The following is an 18,342-nucleotide window of genomic DNA, read 5'->3' as shown; positions in this document are numbered from 1 at the left end:
ACTCAACGATGAATGGAGGCTGACATGCGACGAATTGCGGTTTTTCCGAACCGAGATGCACTGATTGTGATGGGTGTTTTGGGGGTGCTCGCCCTTTTTGCGGTTACCGCGATTTCTTTAAGTTCACGGGCGGTGGCTGGGCCCGCTGCCAATTCCAATGCGGGCATCATGCCTTCGCCAACCTCGCCGCAAGCTGAACGCGTCAATTACACTCCCACCTCTTCGGATGGCGGCTTGATGCTGCGTTCGTCCGGTGAAAAGGGTGTTGCAAGCAGCGTTCCGGCCGTGCGGCTTGGCACAGATATTGTCGCCGATGTCTCTGGCCAGACTGCGCGCGTTACGGTGACACAGGCCTTCCGAAACACCTCCGAGGATTGGATGGAGGCGACCTACCTTTATCCCCTGCCCGAAAATGGCGCGGTTGATACGCTTCAAATGGTGGTCGGCGACCGGATCTTCTCTGGCAAGATCAAGCCCAAGGAAGAGGCAAAGCAGATTTACGAGGAAGCCAAGGCCAATGGCCAGAAGGCTGGCCTTGTCGAACAGCACCGCCCCAATATGTTCCGCAATTCGATTGCCAATGTCGGGCCGGGCGAGACTGTTCTCGTCCAGATCGAATTTCAGGCGCCGATCCAGCAGATCAAGGGCGATTATTCACTGAGAATGCCGCTGGTGGTGGGCCCGCGCTATGTGGCTGGCACCGCCAATGCGGGCGGCTCGCTCACCAGAGCAGCGCTTCTTGCAGGTTCCAGCGATATCCTCGCGCCCACCGCTCATCCCGATATGGTTGCGAAAGCTGGAGGTGGATTGAACCCGGTCTCGATCACGGTGAACCTTGATCCCGGTTTTACGGCCGAGGCGATCTCCAGCCCCTACCACGCGGTCAAAGTCGCCGGCGAAGGAGAGAAACGCACAATTACTCTCAAAGACGGGGCGGTCCCTGCCAACCGCGATTTCGAACTGCGTTGGAGCGCGGGCGATACAGCGCCGCAGCTTGGTCTGTTTAAGCAGTCCCACGGCACGCTCGACTATGTGATGGCAACTATTACCCCGCCCAGCAGTGAACCCACGGACGCCGTGGTGCCCCCGCGCGAAATGATCTTCGTGATCGACAATTCGGGTTCCATGGCAGGGGACTCCATGCCAGCTGCCCGCCGCAGCCTGCTCTACGCGCTTGAAACACTGCGCCCGCAGGACCGGTTCAACATCATTCGGTTCGACCACACGATGGACGAGCTATTCGTTGGAGCGGTTCCGGCCACGGATGAAAACATCGCAATCGGCAAGAGCTTCACCCACGGGCTGGAGGCTGATGGCGGCACGGAAATGCTTCCTGCTCTACGCGCAGCCCTGGATGAGTGCCGGACCCGCGACGTGGTGCAAGCCGCCGAATGCGCTGTGGAAAGCACTGCATCGGGCAGATCCCTTCGCCAGATCATCTTCCTCACCGACGGTTCGCTCTCGAACGAGACAGATATGATGCGCGAGATCGCCCAAAACCGCGGTCGCAGCCGTGTGTTCATGGTTGGCATAGGGTCTGCTCCCAACAACTACCTTATGAGCCGCATGGCCGAAGCGGGGCGCGGAACCTTCACCAACGTGGGATATGGCGATGAGGCAGAGCCGCAAATGCAGCGCTTGCTCGACCGCTTGAGCAAGCCGATTGCGACCAATCTGACCGCGAGTGTGTCAGGCGGCAATCTTGATATTGCACCGCGCGATCTGCCTGACCTTTATGCAGGCGAGCCGCTCGTCCTGCTGGGCCGGACAAAGAACCTTACAGGCACTCTCACCGTTAGCGGCACGATTGCGGGCAAGCCGTGGAGCCAGCAAATCGACCTTTCCGAGGCGAGCGAAAGTGATGTTGTCGCCAAACTTTGGGCGCGTCGCCGGATCGCCGAGGTCGAGGCGGAACGGTACTCGGGCGAAACATCCTATGAGCGGGCCGATGCCTCGATCGAGGAGCTGGGGATGGACTTTCACCTTGTTACCAGCCGCACCAGCCTCATCGCGGTCGACGAAACGCCCAGCCGTCCGGACGGTGCCCGGTTGATGCGTGAAGAGCTTCCGCTTCTGCTACCTGCGGGTTGGGACTTTGACCATCTGTTCGGTGCGCAGCTTTCAGGAGCCTCGCGGGATGTGCCCACGCGCGATTTGGAAGAACGCCAACTGTTGCAACTGCCCAACACCTTAACCGGATATCAGCTCACCCTCGCGATTGGCCTGACCTTGCTGCTCTCAGGGATGGCTGGCGCGGTGTGGTGGAGGCGGGAACGGTTTGCCTATCGGACAGGTAGCAATCGGACGGGTGGCCACGGCCTCCAGCTGGCGGCCCAATGATGCTGACCGTTTCCGCCCGATATCCCGACCAAACCGGAGAGCGCGCAGATCAGAAAGGAGCATTCATGCGCGCTCTTCCCTTGTGGGTCATCGCGAGCCTGCTTTTGAGCGGCGCTGCGGTGACCGCGAAGGCACTTTACATTCCGGTAAAGGCCGAAGTTGCACAGGTCATGCTTACCCGCGCATTTAACGCCAGCGTCGAAAGCGGCCGTCCGGTCAAACCGTGGAGCTGGGCCGACACGGCCCCCATTGCCCGCATCAGCGTGCCTCGACTTGGACAAAGCGAAGTGGTGCTTTCAGGCGGGTCAGGCGAGGCGATGGCGTTTGGGCCGACGGCTTTGGTCGATGATCCGGCGCGCGCACTTACGATCCTGGCTGCGCACAGGGATACGCATTTTGAGTTCGTCCAGAATTTGGTGCCGGGTGATCTGGTGGAGATGGAGCGGCTGGACGGGACGCGCGTAGCCTATCGCATCACCCGTCTGGAAACGGTGCGCTGGGACGAATTTGCCCATCCGCATGATGGACACAGCATCGGTGATGGCGGCCTCTTGGCGCTCACCACATGCTACCCCTTCGACTCAAGCACACCTGGACCCTTACGCCGGGTGGCTTGGGCTGAGTTGGTAGGGGCTGAGCTGGTAGAGGCTGACTTGGTTACTGATCCCTAGTTTGCAGGCGCGAGATCAAGCACCGCTGCAATCATCGCGCGCGTGCCCAAAGTGACGCTTGGACGCGGGGTGACTTTGAACAGGGGAGAGTGGTGACTTGGCACCGCAGGCCCGCCATTGTCGGCCGCGTCAAACGCTTCCTGAGGCGTTCCGCCAACCGCAAAATAATATCCGGGCACGCCCATGTCTTCGGCTACGAAGTATGAGAAATCTTCGGCGCCCATGCCTTGTTGACGAAATTCCTGGAAAGTCTCTTCACCAAGGTCGCGACGCATGACGCCGTTCAAACGCTTTGCCAGATCCACGTCATTATAGGTCACAGGCGTGCCTTCGCTCACCACCACTTCGACCGGCATATCGTCGGGAAGGCCGTGCGCCTTGCCTGTGTTGACCGCGATCCGCTTGATGCTTTCCAACAGCTGCGCGCGCACTTTCTCATCATTGGCCCGAACGGTCAGCTGCAATTCGGCCAGATCAGAAATGATGTTGTGCTTGGACCCTGAGTGGAACGAGCCCACGGTGATAACAGCAGGCTGAAGCGGCTGGACTTCGCGGCTGACGATAGATTGCAGACCGGTCACGATTTGCGAGGCAATATAGACCGGATCGCGCCCAGCATGCGGGCTTGCCCCGTGTGCGCCGATTCCAGGCACCTTGATGTCCACGCTGTCCGCGCTCGAATATTGGATGCCTTCCGCCGCCGATACCTTGCCCGTCGGGAGAACCGAGGCAACGTGGAAGGCGAGCGCATAGTCAGGCGTGCCGAAGCGTTCGTAAAGGCCGTCAGCCAGCATTGCCTTCGCGCCGCCAACACGCTCTTCTGCTGGCTGGACGATGAACATGATCGTGCCCGACCAACTGTCTTTCATCTCAACCAGCTTGCGCGCGGTCCCGACAAGTGATGTGATATGCACGTCGTGTCCGCAGGCATGCATGACGGGATACTCTTTACCGTCCTGCCCAACTTGCGTCGCAGTCGAGGCATAGTCGAGGCCCGATTTCTCAAGCACAGGCAGCCCGTCCATATCAGCCCGGATCAGGATCAGCGGCCCCTCTCCATTTTCCAGCATACCGACAACGCCCGTACCACCGACGCCTTCTGTCACCTCTACGCCCGCCTGACGCAGCTCTTGTGCCATGCGCGCAGCCGTCTCGTTCTCGAGGAAGGACAGCTCGGGGTTTTCATGGAAGTGCACGAAAAGGGGCGCGAGGTAATTGTCATAATCCGCCTCGACCGCGGCTTTGATAGCGGCATGATCCACCATATGATCATCCGCCAGAGCAATCACAGGCGTGCTTGCAAACGAGAGTGCAACGGCTGCTGCGGCGGTGCGGAATAGGTTCATGTCTGCTCTCCTGCGAAGTTTTTCAGCAGAAAGCACGCCCGTTTCCTGCGCGCAAGGTCCAAGCGCAATTGCACCTTGCACAGCGGCACCCTAAATGCGTTTTCACGATGAAGCGCATTGCTACTTTCACCTTACGGATTCTGGCCAAGGCAATCCTCTGGTTTGTGGGGGTGACCCTGTTGCTGGTCATTGCATTCAAGTGGATCCCCGTCCCGATCACGGCGACAATGGTCATGGACGAAAACTCCATCACCAAGGATTGGGAATCGCTCGAGAATATCGATCCCAACCTTGCCTATGCGGTGATCGCCTCTGAAGATGCAAAGTTCTGCGAACATTGGGGTTTCGACGCGGAAGCCATCGGCAAGGCGGCTCTGGAAAACGCCAAGGGTGGCCGGATCAGAGGCGGTTCGACCATCAGCCAGCAAACGGCCAAAAACGTGTTTCTGTGGCAAGGCGGCGGCTATTTTCGCAAAGGTCTGGAGGCGTGGTTTACCTTCTGGATCGAGGCCGTCTGGGGCAAAGAGCGCATCATGGAAGTGTACCTCAATGTCGCTGAAACAGGGATTGGCACTTACGGTGCAGAAGCAGGCGCGCAGCGTTACTTCGGCCATTCCGCAGCGCGGCTTTCACCTGACGAAGCGAGCCGCATGGCGGTCGCCCTTCCTCTGCCCAAAGAACGTGCGGTCATAAACCCAAGCGGATGGCTTGCCCGGCACGGCAACAGGATCGAACGCAGCATCGCCGACGTGAAACAAGGCGGTCTTGCTGCATGTATCTACAATTAGGAACTTTTTGACCTTCGACTCGTCCCCATTGCATATGATGCAAGGATTGACCTAGCTTGATCCCGGTGCTCAAGGGACGATCAGTGAGGAAGAATTACACCGTGCGATGTAAGCCCATTTTGTCAGAATCCAGCCTTCAGCCGGCCACCGTCATGGTGGACGTGGAGCGCATGATCTGATGGCTGACGGTCGCTCTGATCTGGCGGCAAATGCTGCGCGCGAGCGCCTCAAGGCCGCGATGGCGCGCCTGGCAGACGGCGACAGTGCTGCTCTTGAGGAAATTTATCAGGCCACGCGTGTGAAGCTATTTGGAATCTGCCTGCGTATATTGGGTGATACAAAAGAAGCAGAAGACGCATTGCAAGACGTTTACATCAATCTTTGGCAAAAAGCCGACCGGTACGACCCGGAGAGAGCGAGCCCGATTTCGTGGCTCGCGACCTTTGCGCGCAACCGGGCGATCGATCGTCTGCGCACTGGCAAGGTGCGCGGCGGCGCTGTTCCGGTCGAAGAGGCGTTGCCGCTTCCCGACAACAATCCTTTGGCTGATGCCTTGATGGTCGATGCTGAACAATCCGCGCAAATACATAAATGTATTCAAGGGCTTGATGAACGCACCCGTGATCACATCCGAAGCGCATTCTTCGATGGCTTCACCTATGCAGAACTTGCCACACGCGCCGATGTCCCTCTTGGCACGATGAAAAGCTGGATCCGCCGCGGTTTGCAAAAACTGCGCGCCTGCCTGGAAGCGAGTGAGGCGACATGAGCGCGGACAAGACGCCTTTCAACGAAGCGGAACGCGATGACGCGATGAAGGCGGCCGAGCATGCGCTTGGCCTTCTTGAAGGTGAGGAATTGCTTGCCTCGCGTGGAAAACTTGCGACCGATCCCGAATACGCCGCACGCAAGGAATGGTGGGACAACTGGTTTGTCCCGTGGACTGACGAGGTTGCGGGCGCACAGCCAAGCGATGCTGTCTGGGCGCGAATTAGCGCAGAGATTAATGCGTCTCGCGGCGAAACCTCAGGGGATACTGACGGCTCGAATGTCGTCGACCTTACAGCCCGCCTGAGGCGCTGGCAGTGGGTCGCAGGTCTCACCTCGGCTGCCGCCGCTGTGATGCTTGCGCTTATGCTTTTCTCCCCGGGCAGCGAGCCCGGTTCTATCGCCCCATCCCAAGACGGGGTGATTTTGGCTGCAAGCGGTCCTTTGGTCGCCCAGGTGCCAATTGGCGACACCGGCCTTCGGTTGGACGTCACATATATCCCTGAAAGCGAACGTCTTCTGGTCGGAGCCATTGGCCTCACCCCTGACGGCGTCCACGATCACGAATTGTGGCTTGTCCCGTCTGATGGCAGCGCATTGCAATCATTGGGCGTTGTGAAGCCGGGCGAAGTGCTTTCTCAAGAGCTTACCCGCGAAATCACGGCCAATATGGGCGACGGGGCCAACCTTGTCCTCACGCGCGAGCCTATTGGCGGGAAGCCTGAAGACGAAGATGCAGGGCCGGTTGTTGCCGAAGGTGCATTCTCTAAAGTCTGATTGGCATCTCCTAAGAGACTAAAAAACCTTCAGAATTCAGTGTTTTTGTGAAATTTTGGAAAAAAGTTGATCTGCATTGCATCCGCTAGCGAAAGGCTTGCGTAATTTTCAATGCAAGACTGGGAGGGCTTGCACTAACTGGAGATCCCCTATGTCCAAGAATTTCAATGCCTTCCGTGCTGCCGCTCTTGCTGCGGTGGCTGCAACCACCGGTCTTGTTGCAGTAAGCACAACACCGCTTGCCGCCCACCACCACAAGCAGGCCGCCGTCGAAGCGCCCAACATCGTACAGACCGCGCAAAGCACTGGTGTCCACAACACGCTTGTCGCTGCCGTGACTGCTGCTGAACTGGCTGGCACTTTGTCCAACCCCGGCCCCTTCACAGTGTTCGCGCCAACCGACACCGCATTTGCCAAGCTTCCCGCAGGCACCGTCACCACGCTGCTGCGTCCGGAGAATAAGGGCCAGCTGACCAACGTCCTCGTCTATCACGCAGTGTCAGGGTCGGTCACATCCGATGATCTGGTAAAGCTCATCAACAAGCACGGCGGCGAAGCGACCATCGATACGCTTGCCGGTCAGAAGCTCACTGCGCGTCTTTCAGGCGACAACATCATCATCACCGATGCAAAGGGCCGCGCGACCGCTGTCACAACTGCGAATGTGCAAACCTCGAACGGCATCATCCACGTGACGGATGGCGTTTTCCTGCCAGCCTAAACCCCCGTAACAACCCCGCAACACCCGCAAGCGCCACTTCGCTATTCCCCCCTCCCAAAGCAGAAGAGGCGCTAGCAACTGCCCCGCCTGGCTCACCGTTCCCGAGCCAGGCGGGGTTTCTTTTTGACTACGCACTTAGCGTCTTAGGAGAGGGCGAATTCCACCGCAGCTTTTGCATGGAGCTGCGTCGTATCGAACAAAGGCACTGAACTGTCAGACTGGTCGATCAGAAGGCCGATTTCGGTGCAGCCGAGGATAACGCCGCCAGCGCCCTCACTCACAAGCCTCGTGATTATGTCGCGGTAAGCCTCGCGCGATTCCTCAAGCATCTGGCCTGCGATCAGCTCTTCATAGATTACACGGTGAACTTCGGCGCGGTCCTCGGCCTCTGGCACAATGACATCAAGGCCGTGGTGCTCTTCAAGCCGCTCGCGGTAGAAGGGCTCTTCCATCGTGAAAGCTGTACCCAGCAGCGCTACTCTGGTGATCCCGGCCTCGCACACGACATCTGCTACCGTGTCCGCGATATGGATCAACGGAAGGCTTGTCGCCTCTTCGATCTCGTCTGCAAGCTTGTGCATGGTATTGGTGGCAAGCAGCACGCAATCCGCCCCGCCCGCTTCCAGATTCTCTGCACTTGAGACCAGAAGCTGAGCGAGCTCTCCCCAATCGCCTGCGCCTTGCGCTTCGGCGATGGGGCCAAAGTCCAGGCTGTCCATCAGGATTTTGGCAGAATGCGGCGCGCCCAGCCTATCACGCACTGCGCGATTGATTTGGCGGTAATATTGCGCCGAGCTTTCCCAGCTCATTCCGCCAATGATGCCTATGGTGCGCAAGCTATCGGGTCCTATTTCCTGACGTTCGCGGGGGTAATGCGGCAGTTACCCATCGCTCTGATCCATCACCTTTGCAAAGTAACCAAACAGAAGCTGCACTGCCGGCAAAATGAAGCACAATACCCAAAAAACAGCCGCGATCAGGCTCATAGCAAAATACCGGTATCCACCAGCCGGACCGTAGAGGCCATCGAAAACGAGATAGGCAATCAGGATCAGACCGAGGAACGGGACGATCCAGCACACCGTCTTCGAGCTTTGCTGCGACAGGGAGTTTGCGCGCAGCACCGCAAGAGCGCACGCCACAAACCAGCCGATGAATGCAAAAACTGCGGCGGTGAAGAATTCTTGCTCAGCCACAGCCGGGAGAGGTCGCGATTAAGCCGCCTCTTCCTTTGCCTCGTCGCTACCGTGTACGCGGACGGGGTCTTTCTTGCCGCCTACGACGTCCTCGTCGATCACAATCTCGGTGACGCCTTCCATGTCTGGCAAGTCGAACATCGTATCGAGCAAAATGCCCTCCACGATTGAACGAAGACCGCGAGCGCCGGTCTTACGCTTGATCGCGCGTTCAGCGATGGCTTGAAGAGCCTCGTCGGTGAAGGTCAGTTCCACATCTTCGAGTTCGAAGAGCTTCTTATACTGCTTCACCAGAGCGTTTTTCGGCTCCTGAAGGATCGTCACCAGCGCATCGACATCCAGATCGTGCAGCGTTGCGATCACAGGCAGACGGCCGACAAATTCGGGGATCAGGCCGAATTTCAGCAGATCCTCAGGCTCGCTCTTTTCCAGAAGCTCGCCAATGCGGCGCTTTTCCGGATCAGCGACATGCGCGCCAAAGCCGATTGAGCGTTTCTGCAAACGGTCAGCGATAATCTTGTCGAGGCCTGCAAAGGCGCCGCCGCAGATGAACAGGATATTGGTCGTGTCCACTTGCAGGAATTCCTGCTGCGGGTGCTTACGACCGCCTTGCGGAGGCACGCTGGCAGTGGTGCCTTCCATCAGTTTCAGCAAAGCCTGCTGCACGCCCTCACCCGACACATCGCGAGTGATCGAGGGGTTTTCGGCCTTACGGGTAATTTTGTCGATTTCATCGATGTAGACGATGCCGTGCTGCGCCTTTTCGACGTTATAGTCGGACGCCTGAAGCAGTTTGAGGATGATGTTCTCGACATCTTCGCCCACATAACCCGCTTCGGTAAGGGTGGTCGCATCAGCCATGGTGAATGGCACGTCGAACGTGCGCGCCAGCGTTTGCGCAAGCAGCGTTTTACCCGTGCCGGTCGGACCGACGAGCAGAATGTTGGATTTCGCCAGTTCCACTTCGCCCGCTTTGCCGGAGTGCTTCAAGCGCTTGTAGTGGTTATGGACCGCCACCGAGAGGTTACGCTTGGCCGATTTCTGACCAATCACATAATCGTTCAGCGTTGCGAAGATTTCGGACGGAGTTGGAACCTCGCCCTCTTTCTTGCCAGCAATGCCCGCCTTGGTTTCTTCGCGGATGATGTCGTTGCACAGTTCAACGCACTCATCGCAAATGAAGACCGTGGGGCCAGCGATAAGCTTGCGCACCTCATGCTGCGACTTCCCGCAGAAGCTGCAATACAGGGTACTTTTGCTGTCAGATCCGCTCAATTTGGTCATTCCTAATGTTCCTCGAATCCGCATTCGCCTTAACCAAAGACGTACCAACGGATTCGGCAAGTGTATCTAGCTACCCATATGAATCAACACATGGCTCAGCATTTTTGGTCCGCAGTGCCGATAAATACGCGCAAATCGTGCACATGGGATTAAGCAAAGCAGCCCTGCGTACCGGATTGGGGCGCAGGGCCGACTTAGCGTTACCGCTTATTCAGGTGCGCCGCCTGAACCCTTCTCGTCAGAGCCCTCACCGGCCTCGTCTCCTGACTCCGGACGGGTTTCGAAGACTTTATCGACAAGGCCGAATTCCTTGGCTTCTTTCGCTTCAAGGAAGGTGTCACGGTCCATCGCCTCTTCGATGTCGTCGAGGCTTTGACCGGTGTATTTCACATAAAGGTCGTTGAGGCGCGTGCGGATGCGCAGGATTTCGCGGGCCTGAATTTCAATATCCGATGCCATACCGCGCGCACCGCCCGAAGGCTGGTGCACCATGATCCGCGCGTTTGGCAGCGCGACGCGCATGCCCGGCTCACCGGCTGCAAGCAGGAAAGAGCCCATGGATGCGGCCTGACCGATACACACGGTCGAAACGCGCGGCTTGATGTACTGCATCGTGTCATGGATCGCCATGCCAGCGGTCACAACGCCGCCGGGTGAGTTGATATACATGCTGATCGGCTTCGATGGATTTTCGCTTTCGAGGAAGAGCAGCTGCGCAACGATAAGCGAAGCCATATTGTCTTCTACCTGGCCCGTCACAAAAACGATCCGCTCGCGAAGCAGGCGCGAAAAGATGTCGAACGCGCGCTCACCACGGCTTGATTGCTCGACCACGGTTGGCACCAAAGCACCGGTCACAGGATCTTGCCCAAACTGCCCTTGAGCGCCGAAAGTTTCGCCAGAATTGCCGAACAGATCGATCATCGAGATATTTCCTCATCCAAAACGTTGACGCCCTATGTCGGGCGGACGCGCGCAATGTTCAAGGGCGTTAACTTTGCTCTTGGGCAAAAGAGCGAAAAGTGCGAGGTTCCCTCTTATGAAAAAACCACTTGTTTCGCTTCTCGCGATGTCGATCGCGCTCGGCCCTGTAGGTCTTAGCGCTGAGGAGAAACCTGCCGATTATGATGCGGTTGCCGCCGTGGGCGAGCAGGTTGAACGCATCAAGCAGTATGATGACGGCGACGACGGCCTCAATGCGGTCATTACCTATTCCTACACCGCCGGTTTCAAAGCACGCGAGATGTCCGACGTGGGCATTTTGCGTGGGCGAACGGTGTTGGTGAAAGACAATATCGAGACAGAGGAATTTGCGACAACTGCGGGAAGCCTTGCGCTCAAAAACAACTTCACCCGCCGCGATGCGCCCCTGATTGCTAATATGCGCGCGGCGGGCGGTGTGGTTCTGGGTAAGGCGAACCTGTCAGAATGGGCGAATATCCGCAGCAACAATTCGACCAGCGGGTGGAGCGCTGTGGGCGGACTTACCCGTAACCCCCATGCGATTGACCGCAATTCCTGCGGCTCATCCTCAGGCAGCGGGTCAGCGGTGGCGGCAGGTTTTGCCTGGGGAGCGATCGGGACCGAGACCAATGGCTCGATCACTTGCCCCGCCAGCATCAACGGCGTTGTCGGGTTCAAGCCCAGCGTAGGGATCGTCAGCCGCACCCATGTGGTGCCGATTTCCAGCACGCAGGACACAGCCGGCCCCATGACGAAGACGGTGTATGATGCCGCTTTGCTGCTCACCGCCATTGCGGGTGAAGACCCCGCCGACAGCGTGACTTTGGACGCGGTTCGGGTGCCGGATTACACTGCGGGCCTCAGCGATTATTCTCTGGACGGTGTGCGCATTGGCGTCATGCGGGGTCAGATCGGGGACAACGATCAGGTCGAAGACGTGTTCGGCACCGCCCTTGCCGACCTTGAACGCGCAGGCGCGGTGCTCGTGGATATCGAGCACGAAGTGAACACCGAGATGTACGGTAACAGCTTCACCGTCCTTTTGTTCGAGCTGCGCGAGGAGATGGGCAAATATCTCGAGAGCATTCCAGCGATTGGAGGCGGCGCAGGCGAAACCGATAGCGATATCGCGCCGCGCTCATTGGCCGACCTGATCGCCTTCAACGAGGCCAATGCCGACATAGAAATGCGCTGGTTCGATCAGGGCCTTTTTCAGGCTGCTGAAATGACAACCGACCGCGAAGCCTATGAAAAAGCGCGCGAGACTGCGGTGCGGATCGCTGGCGAGGAAACACTCGATATGCTGCTTGCCAAGCACGACGTCGCCTTCCTAGTCGCCCCAACGCGAGGGCCAGCGTGGATGAGCGACCTTGTGCTGGGCGATCAGTTTAACGGCTCTATCGGCTTTGGTTCACCCGCGGCCATCGCAGGCTATCCGCACCTCACCGTTCCGATGGGACATGTGGAGAGTCTACCGGTCGGGATCAGCTTCTTTGGTGCGAAATGGGCCGACCATGAAGTGCTCAAGGTCGGCGCAGCTTACGAGCGTGCCCGAAGCGCTGAATTGCCGACGCCAAGCTTCAAGCGCTGGTCACCCGAAGGCTAAAACGAAAAAGCCCCGCCTGGATCATCCAGGCGGGGCTTCGAATTTCTAGCCTTGGCTCTGCAAGATTACTTCTTGGCAGCTGGCTTTTTCGCCGGAGCTTTCTTGGCTGGCGCTTTCTTGGCTGGAGCCTTTTTCGCAGCTGGCTTCTTTTCAGCAGTCTTGGCTGCGGGCTTTTTAGCCGGAGCTTTCTTGGCCGGAGCCTTTTTGGCCGCAGGCTTGTCGCCCGTATCCTTAGCCGCTGCCTTCTTGGCTGGTGCCTTTTTCGCAGCCGCTTTCTTGGCAGGAGCTTTCTTCTTCGGAGCAGCTTTGACTTTTTCAGCCTCGGCCTCTTCATCCGCTTCGATAGCCGCTTGCAGTTCTTCGAGGGTCACTTCGCGCTCGGTGACTTCAGCCTTCTCGAACAGGAAGTCGACGACCTTATCTTCGTAAAGCGGTGCGCGCAGTTGAGCTGCTGCCATCGGCTCTTGCTGAATGTACTGCATGAAGCGCTCGCGATCTTCTTCGCGATATTGCTGCGCTGCTTGCTGGATCAGCATTTGCATCTCTTGCTGAGTGACTTCGACGCCGTTTGCCTGACCGATTTCGGAAAGGAGCAGGCCCAAACGCACGCGGCGTTCAGCGATGGTCTTGTAGTCATCCTTTTCAGCTTCGATCTCTTTGATCGCTGCTTCTGGATCTTCTTCCTTAGCCGCTTCCTGCTGAAGCTGAGCCCAGATCTGTTCGAACTCAGCTTCGACCATTTGCGAAGGCACTTCGAAATCGTGACCAGCAGCCAGTTGATCGAGCAGTTGACGCTTCATCTGTGTGCGGGTGAGGCCAGCGGTCTGCTGTTCAAGTTGACCCTTCATGATCTCTTGCAGCTTCTCGAGGCTGTCGAGGCCCAGGTTTTTGGCAAACTCGTCGTCGATCTTGGTCTCGGTTTCGACCTTCACGGCCTTAACTGTAATGTCGAAGGTCGCTTCTTTACCGGCGAGGTTTTCCGCCTGATACTCTTCAGGGAAAGTGACAGTGATGGTTTTCTCATCACCAGTCTTCACGCCCACAAGCTGCTCTTCAAAGCCCGGGATGAACGCGCCTGAGCCGATAACCAGCGCTGCGTCTTCGGCTTTGCCGCCTTCGAACTCTTCGCCGTCAAGCTTACCAACAAAGTCGATGATCAGCTGGTTGCCCTCTGCCGCTTTCTTGGTTTTGGCCGCGTCCTTATAGCTCTTGTTCGAGCCGGCGATGTTGGCGATCGCTTCTTCAAGCGCTTCGTCGCTTACCGGAACGGTCAGTTTCTCGAGGCTGATGCCATCGGTAGAAGGCGTTTCGACTACCGGGAGCACTTCGAGCTCAACCGTAATCTCAGCATCCTTGCCTTCTTCATAGCTGTCACCAAGCGAAACCGCTGGTTGCATTGCCGGACGCAGATCTTCGTCGCGGATAAGGCCGTCGACCGAATCGCGAATCATATCGTTGACCGTCTGGCCGTGGATTTGCTCGCCGTGCATCTTTTTAACAAGATTGGCGGGGACTTTGCCCGGACGGAAACCCGGCATTTTGACCTGAGGCGCGATCTTCTTGATCTCAGCTTCGATCTTGGACGCAATTTCAGCGGCCGTGATGGTGATCAGATAGGCGCGTTTGAGGCCTTCATTTGTGGTCTGCTTGATAGCCATGAGATTGTTACTTTTAGCCTCTGTAAGCGATAGGTTTGAGCAAGAATTTCGTAGTTCGAAAGAGCGTCTGCAGAAGGGCGAAGGTGGTGCGGGCGAAGGGACTCGAACCCCCACATCTTGCGATACCAGAACCTAAATCTGGCGCGTCTACCAATTTCGCCACGCCCGCATGCCCAGACGAAGCCGCGCGGCAAACCGTATAAGGTTCCCCGCGCGCGTCAGAGGGGGCCTCTATATCGCTCTTGCCAAAAGGGCAAGCGTAAGGATGCTTGTTTCGTGCAGCGCACGCGACTAAGGGCGAAATCTATGAGTGAAGAAACAAATTCAAATGACGTTCCGCCCGACCACCTTTCGGTCAATCCGCGCAATTCTGCGTTCGATGCCGAAGTGCTCCAACGCGGTGTAGGCATCAAGTTCAAAGACCGTGTGCGCACGGACATCGAAGAGTATTCGATCTCCGAAGGCTGGGTCCGCGTCCAAGCAGGCAAGACGGTCGACCGCAAAGGTCAACCGCTTACCATCAAGCTGAACGGTCCGGTTGAGGCATGGTTTGAAGATTTGGGCGAAAACCCGCCGGTCGCAAAGAAGGGCTAAACGCCTTTTTTCAGCGGGCGAATTTCGCAAACGCGTCGTCGAACTCGAGCTTCGCAAAGGCATTTTCAAACTCGCTTGAGCTTTGCGCGCGCACCGGGCTGCGAACGCGCGGGGTAACCTGTTGCATCTGTGGTTTGCCGTCGGCGTAGATGAAGCCGTGCAGCGGCCAATGCGTGCCGCCAGGCGCCCCTATCGAATGGTACCAAACGCGCACCTCGCTCCAGTCATTATTGGGCGATACGTCGATCGCGGGCACGTTGAACTCTTTTTGACCGCGTTTGCCGTTGATCTCTGACCAATTGGCATGGGTCAGGCGCACTGTTCGCGAATCGACGACTTCACTGACATAGGCGACGTGGCCAAGGCGCATGTTGCGATGGGGTTTGAACACCATCACCGCCCCTTCTTGCGGGCGACGACCCCGTGCATATTCGCCCTCGGCCTGATCCCACCAGGTGCGGGCATCGCCATAAATCTCGATACCGGAAAGCTCGCGGGCATAGGGCACGCATTGCAAATAGCCCGAGCTTTGCGCAATTGCTGGCGCAGGGGTGAGAGCGGCGGACGTGCTTGCCAAAGCAAGGCTAGCGGCGAAAAGGGGTTTGAGGTGGCAATTCATAATTACCCCTAATGGCCCGGTAATCTTGATATGGGCCTTTGGATAAGGGTTAATTTCGGGTTTAGCACGTTTGCCTTTAGCGCGGCGCCATGCACCCTTATGCTTGCTTATTCACGCTTCAGCGGCCACTTGGCGCCCAGACAAGCAGGCAATCGCAATATGAACACGCCCCAAAAACCAACAGTCATCATCATCGGACGCCCGAATGTGGGCAAAAGCACGCTGTTCAACCGGCTCGTGGGCAAGAAGCTTGCGCTTGTCGATGATCAGCCAGGTGTGACGCGTGACCGCCGCTTGGGCGATGCGGAAATTGCTGGCCTCCAATTCACCGTGGTCGATACGGCGGGGTGGGAGGATGAGGACGAACTCACTTTGCCCGGACGCATGCGCAAACAAACCGAAGCCAGCCTTGAAGGTGCAGATGCCGCCATGTTCGTGGTTGATGCGCGCGCAGGGCTAACCCCGCTCGACAATGAGATCGCGCGGTACTTGCGCGAACACGACGTGCCGATTGTCCTCGTCGCCAACAAGGCCGAGGGCAAATCGGGCGAAAGCGGCGTTCTTGAAGCCTACTCTCTCGGCTTTGGCGAACCTCTCGCGGTGTCGGCTGAGCACGGTGAAGGCATTGCGGACCTGTTCGGCGGGCTTTGGCCCATCATTGGCGAACAGGCAGACGCGGCAGAGGCCGCAGCCAACGCCCCTGTCGAAGAAGGCGAAGAGGCACCGCTGGGCCCACTAAAGCTAGCGATTGTAGGCAGGCCTAATGCGGGCAAATCGACACTCATCAACCGCTTGCTGGGTGAAGATCGCCTGCTCACCGGACCCGAGGCAGGGATAACCCGCGATTCGATTGCGATTGATTGGGAATGGGAGGACAAACGTTCGGGCACTACCCGCGAAATCCGCCTGATCGACACCGCAGGGATGCGCAAGAAACGCAATGTGACAGAGAAGCTGGAGAAGCTCTCGGTTGCCGATGCACGGCGCGCGGTGGATTTTGCCGAAGTCGTTGTCCTGCTATTGGATGCAACCCAAGGTCTGGAGCATCAGGACCTCAAAATCGCTGCCCTTGCTCTGGAAGAAGGCCGCGCCCTGATGGTTGCGATCAACAAGTGGGACATTGCCGAAGACGCCTCCTCGCTTTTCAACGGGATCAAGGCGGCATTGTACGACGGCTTGGCGCAGGTACGCGGGCTGCCGGTATTCTCTGTCAGCGCCAAGACCGGCAAAGGCCTCGACACAATGCTTGGCGCAGCTTTCACGCTTCGCGAAAGCTGGTCCAAGCGCGTGCCAACCGCCGCCCTTAACCGCTGGTTCGACGATGCATTGGCCGCCAACCCGCCGCCAGCGCCGGGAGGCCGCCGGATCAAGCTGCGTTACATTACACAGGCCGGCACGCGCCCTCCGCGCTTCGTTATCTTCGGATCGCGGCTGGATGATTTGCCAAAAAGCTATGAGCGCTATCTCGTCAATGGCATCCGCTCCAAGCTCGGCTTCGAAGCAGTGCCCGTGCGCGTCACGTTGAAAAGCGCCAAGAACCCCTACAACGCCAATCGCGGAGGCGGCGGGAATTACTCGAGCGGGACGCGCAAATCATGATCCTCGACCTGCTCTCTGTCGGCGTTGCCAGCGAATTTCTCGAGCGGACAGCTGACACGCCGCGTGTTCTGCGCGCGGTTGAGCTCAGCCTTGCGCCTGCATTTCTTTTGGTGGGTATCGGCAGCATCATGAATGTCATGATGGCGCGCATCATCTGGATTGCGGGCAGGATCGAGCGTTTGGTCGAAAGCGACAATATTTCATGCGATGTGGCCCACGCGGGCGAGATCGAGTGGCTGCGTAAGCGTCGAAGGCTTGTGCGCGTGGCGATCAAATTCTCGACCGCTGCTGCGGTAGTCATCAGCTTCGTGATCGCGATCCTGTTCGTATCCGCCTATATCGAACCCAAAATCGGCACGCTTGTCGCGGTTCTTTGGGTAATGACGGTCGCGCTCTTGATTACCGGCCTTATCTATTTCCTGCGCGAAACCCTGCTTGCAGCGGATGGGCCAAGGACTGACCCTCATCCGTAGGTGAGAACAGCAAAAAGGGCGGAAAAGCATCACTGCTTTTCCACCCCTTTTAAATTTAGGACTGCTTGAGCTGCGCCGCTCGGCGTTATTCGCCCACAGCCTTTGAATTTAGCTGCACATAGTTTTCGAGGCCCATGCGCTCGATCATGTCGAACTGGGTCTCAAGGAAGTCGACGTGCTCTTCCTCATTGTCGAGGATCATCGCGAACAGGTCGCGGCTGACGTAGTCGCGCACGCTTTCGCAATACTCGACTGCATCACGCAGCAGGGGAATAGCGTCTTCTTCCAAAGCCATATCGGCCTTGAGGATTTCGAGCACCGTCTCGCCAACGCGAAGGTTGTGGATCGCCTGGAAGTTGGGAAGGCCGTTGAGGAACAGCACTCGCTCGGCCAGCTTGTCGGCGTGCTCCATCTCTTCGATGGATTCTTTGCGCTCATATTCGGCAAGCTTGGTCACGCCCCAATCGTCAAGGACGCGGTAGTGCAGCCAATATTGGTTGATCGCGGTCAGCTCGTTGGTGAGAGCCTTGTTCAGAAATTCGATTACCTTGGGATCGCCCTTCATGGGTTAAAGTCCTCTATTAGTGTGCGGGGTCAAAAGCGTTTGAGCCAGATCAATGCTGACTCTCGTTGAACACACATATAGAGTCGGCCCCCATGCATGCGCAAGGGGTTCGAGCAATTTTTTCTTTTAAAAACAGGTGGTTGCGACCCATTCGCAATTGCGTATTAGCGGCTTATAATGCGACTTCTTCGCAAAGTTTGCGCCGCGGATCGAGGCTTGCGACCAATGCGCGTTCTTCCTCGATAGTTTTCTGAGCTTTCTCAAGGCACTGCCCGCAATTTGGTTTTTTGCCCAGGCTTGCATAGACCGTTTCGGCACAGCCATCAGTCTTCTGCGCAGCTGCACGTAAGTCTGTTTCGCGAATAGCGTTGCAA

Annotated in this window: 18 protein-coding genes and 1 tRNA gene; 10 read left to right on the top strand and 9 right to left on the bottom strand. The window is 57.6% G+C overall.

The features are described 5' to 3' along the window. Positions 1-24: 24 nt before the first annotated feature. Together AC0V6Q_RS00210 and AC0V6Q_RS00205 are read left to right on the top strand one after the other, a co-directional pair. Positions 25-2,340 (top strand): marine proteobacterial sortase target protein, encoded by a 2,316-nt coding sequence (locus AC0V6Q_RS00210; RefSeq protein ID WP_486166436.1) that lies wholly within the window; start codon positions 25-27, stop codon positions 2,338-2,340. A gap of 65 nt (positions 2,341-2,405) precedes the next feature. Continuing rightward, positions 2,406-3,011, top strand: a complete 606-nt coding sequence (locus tag AC0V6Q_RS00205; RefSeq protein WP_486166435.1) for a sortase domain-containing protein — start codon at positions 2,406-2,408, stop codon at positions 3,009-3,011. Here the strand turns inward: AC0V6Q_RS00205 and AC0V6Q_RS00200 are convergent. Beyond that, positions 3,008-4,357 carry a M20 metallopeptidase family protein gene (locus tag AC0V6Q_RS00200; RefSeq protein WP_486166434.1) on the bottom strand — a complete coding sequence of 450 codons (1,350 nt, stop codon included), beginning with the start codon at positions 4,355-4,357 and terminating at the stop codon, positions 3,008-3,010. The genes AC0V6Q_RS00205 and AC0V6Q_RS00200 overlap by 4 nt on opposite strands. A 107-nt stretch (positions 4,358-4,464) precedes the next feature. Between AC0V6Q_RS00200 and mtgA the strand changes: the two genes are divergently transcribed. From mtgA to AC0V6Q_RS00180, 4 genes are all read left to right on the top strand, one after another. Next, positions 4,465-5,145, top strand: coding sequence for a monofunctional biosynthetic peptidoglycan transglycosylase (mtgA, locus tag AC0V6Q_RS00195; RefSeq protein WP_486166433.1), 681 nt, complete (start codon positions 4,465-4,467; stop codon positions 5,143-5,145). 178 nt (positions 5,146-5,323) lie between these two features. Next, the gene (locus AC0V6Q_RS00190; RefSeq protein WP_486166432.1) at positions 5,324-5,914 is read left to right on the top strand and encodes a sigma-70 family RNA polymerase sigma factor; all 591 of its coding nucleotides are present in this window, start codon (positions 5,324-5,326) and stop codon (positions 5,912-5,914) included. After that, the gene (locus AC0V6Q_RS00185) at positions 5,911-6,690 is read left to right on the top strand and encodes an anti-sigma factor (RefSeq protein ID WP_486166431.1); all 780 of its coding nucleotides are present in this window, start codon (positions 5,911-5,913) and stop codon (positions 6,688-6,690) included. The genes AC0V6Q_RS00190 and AC0V6Q_RS00185 overlap by 4 nt, the downstream gene beginning before the upstream one ends. A 151-nt stretch (positions 6,691-6,841) precedes the next feature. Further along, positions 6,842-7,411 (top strand): fasciclin domain-containing protein, encoded by a 570-nt coding sequence (locus AC0V6Q_RS00180; protein ID WP_486166430.1) that lies wholly within the window; start codon positions 6,842-6,844, stop codon positions 7,409-7,411. A gap of 143 nt (positions 7,412-7,554) precedes the next feature. Here the strand turns inward: AC0V6Q_RS00180 and AC0V6Q_RS00175 are convergent, their stop codons facing one another. From AC0V6Q_RS00175 to AC0V6Q_RS00160, 4 genes are all read right to left on the bottom strand, one after another. Next, on the bottom strand, positions 7,555-8,247 hold the full coding sequence (locus AC0V6Q_RS00175) for an aspartate/glutamate racemase family protein (protein ID WP_486166429.1): 693 nt from the start codon (positions 8,245-8,247) through the stop codon (positions 7,555-7,557). 45 nt (positions 8,248-8,292) lie between these two features. Then, positions 8,293-8,607, bottom strand: coding sequence for a hypothetical protein (locus tag AC0V6Q_RS00170; protein WP_486166428.1), 315 nt, complete (start codon positions 8,605-8,607; stop codon positions 8,293-8,295). An 18-nt stretch (positions 8,608-8,625) separates the two neighbouring features. Continuing rightward, positions 8,626-9,891, bottom strand: a complete 1,266-nt coding sequence (gene clpX / locus AC0V6Q_RS00165; protein WP_486166427.1) for an ATP-dependent Clp protease ATP-binding subunit ClpX — start codon at positions 9,889-9,891, stop codon at positions 8,626-8,628. 207 nt (positions 9,892-10,098) lie between these two features. Next, on the bottom strand, positions 10,099-10,815 hold the full coding sequence (locus AC0V6Q_RS00160) for an ATP-dependent Clp protease proteolytic subunit (protein ID WP_486166426.1): 717 nt from the start codon (positions 10,813-10,815) through the stop codon (positions 10,099-10,101). A gap of 115 nt (positions 10,816-10,930) precedes the next feature. On the opposite strand from AC0V6Q_RS00160, the gene AC0V6Q_RS00155 reads away from it, so the two are divergent. After that, on the top strand, positions 10,931-12,460 hold the full coding sequence (locus AC0V6Q_RS00155) for an amidase (protein ID WP_486166425.1): 1,530 nt from the start codon (positions 10,931-10,933) through the stop codon (positions 12,458-12,460). A gap of 65 nt (positions 12,461-12,525) precedes the next feature. Here the strand turns inward: AC0V6Q_RS00155 and tig are convergent, their stop codons facing one another. After that, positions 12,526-14,118, bottom strand: a complete 1,593-nt coding sequence (tig, locus tag AC0V6Q_RS00150) for a trigger factor (RefSeq protein ID WP_486166424.1) — start codon at positions 14,116-14,118, stop codon at positions 12,526-12,528. An 84-nt stretch (positions 14,119-14,202) separates the two neighbouring features. Continuing rightward, positions 14,203-14,287 (bottom strand) — tRNA-Leu (locus AC0V6Q_RS00145). A 137-nt stretch (positions 14,288-14,424) separates the two neighbouring features. Between AC0V6Q_RS00145 and AC0V6Q_RS00140 the strand changes: the two genes are divergently transcribed. Next, positions 14,425-14,712 carry a DUF3297 family protein gene (locus AC0V6Q_RS00140; protein ID WP_486166423.1) on the top strand — a complete coding sequence of 96 codons (288 nt, stop codon included), beginning with the start codon at positions 14,425-14,427 and terminating at the stop codon, positions 14,710-14,712. Between the two features lie 10 nt (positions 14,713-14,722). Here the strand turns inward: AC0V6Q_RS00140 and AC0V6Q_RS00135 are convergent, their stop codons facing one another. Continuing rightward, positions 14,723-15,331, bottom strand: coding sequence for a CHAP domain-containing protein (locus AC0V6Q_RS00135; protein ID WP_486166422.1), 609 nt, complete (start codon positions 15,329-15,331; stop codon positions 14,723-14,725). 159 nt (positions 15,332-15,490) lie between these two features. On the opposite strand from AC0V6Q_RS00135, the gene der reads away from it, so the two are divergent. After that, the gene (gene der / locus AC0V6Q_RS00130; RefSeq protein ID WP_486166421.1) at positions 15,491-16,930 is read left to right on the top strand and encodes a ribosome biogenesis GTPase Der; all 1,440 of its coding nucleotides are present in this window, start codon (positions 15,491-15,493) and stop codon (positions 16,928-16,930) included. Next, complete coding sequence (locus AC0V6Q_RS00125) at positions 16,927-17,403, top strand: DUF2721 domain-containing protein (protein WP_486166420.1); 477 nt, start codon at positions 16,927-16,929, stop codon at positions 17,401-17,403. Before der ends, AC0V6Q_RS00125 begins: the two co-directional genes overlap by 4 nt. Positions 17,404-17,488: 85 nt before the next feature. Here the strand turns inward: AC0V6Q_RS00125 and bfr are convergent, their stop codons facing one another. Further along, entirely contained in the window at positions 17,489-17,968 is a 480-nt protein-coding gene (gene bfr, locus AC0V6Q_RS00120) for a bacterioferritin (protein ID WP_486166419.1), read from the bottom strand. Between the last annotated feature and the right edge of the window lie 374 nt (positions 17,969-18,342).

The sequence above is a fragment of the Erythrobacter sp. S227 genome (assembly GCF_057364925.1).
Note: the sequence above shows the minus strand (reverse complement) of the source record. Positions and strands in the feature narration are given on the sequence as shown.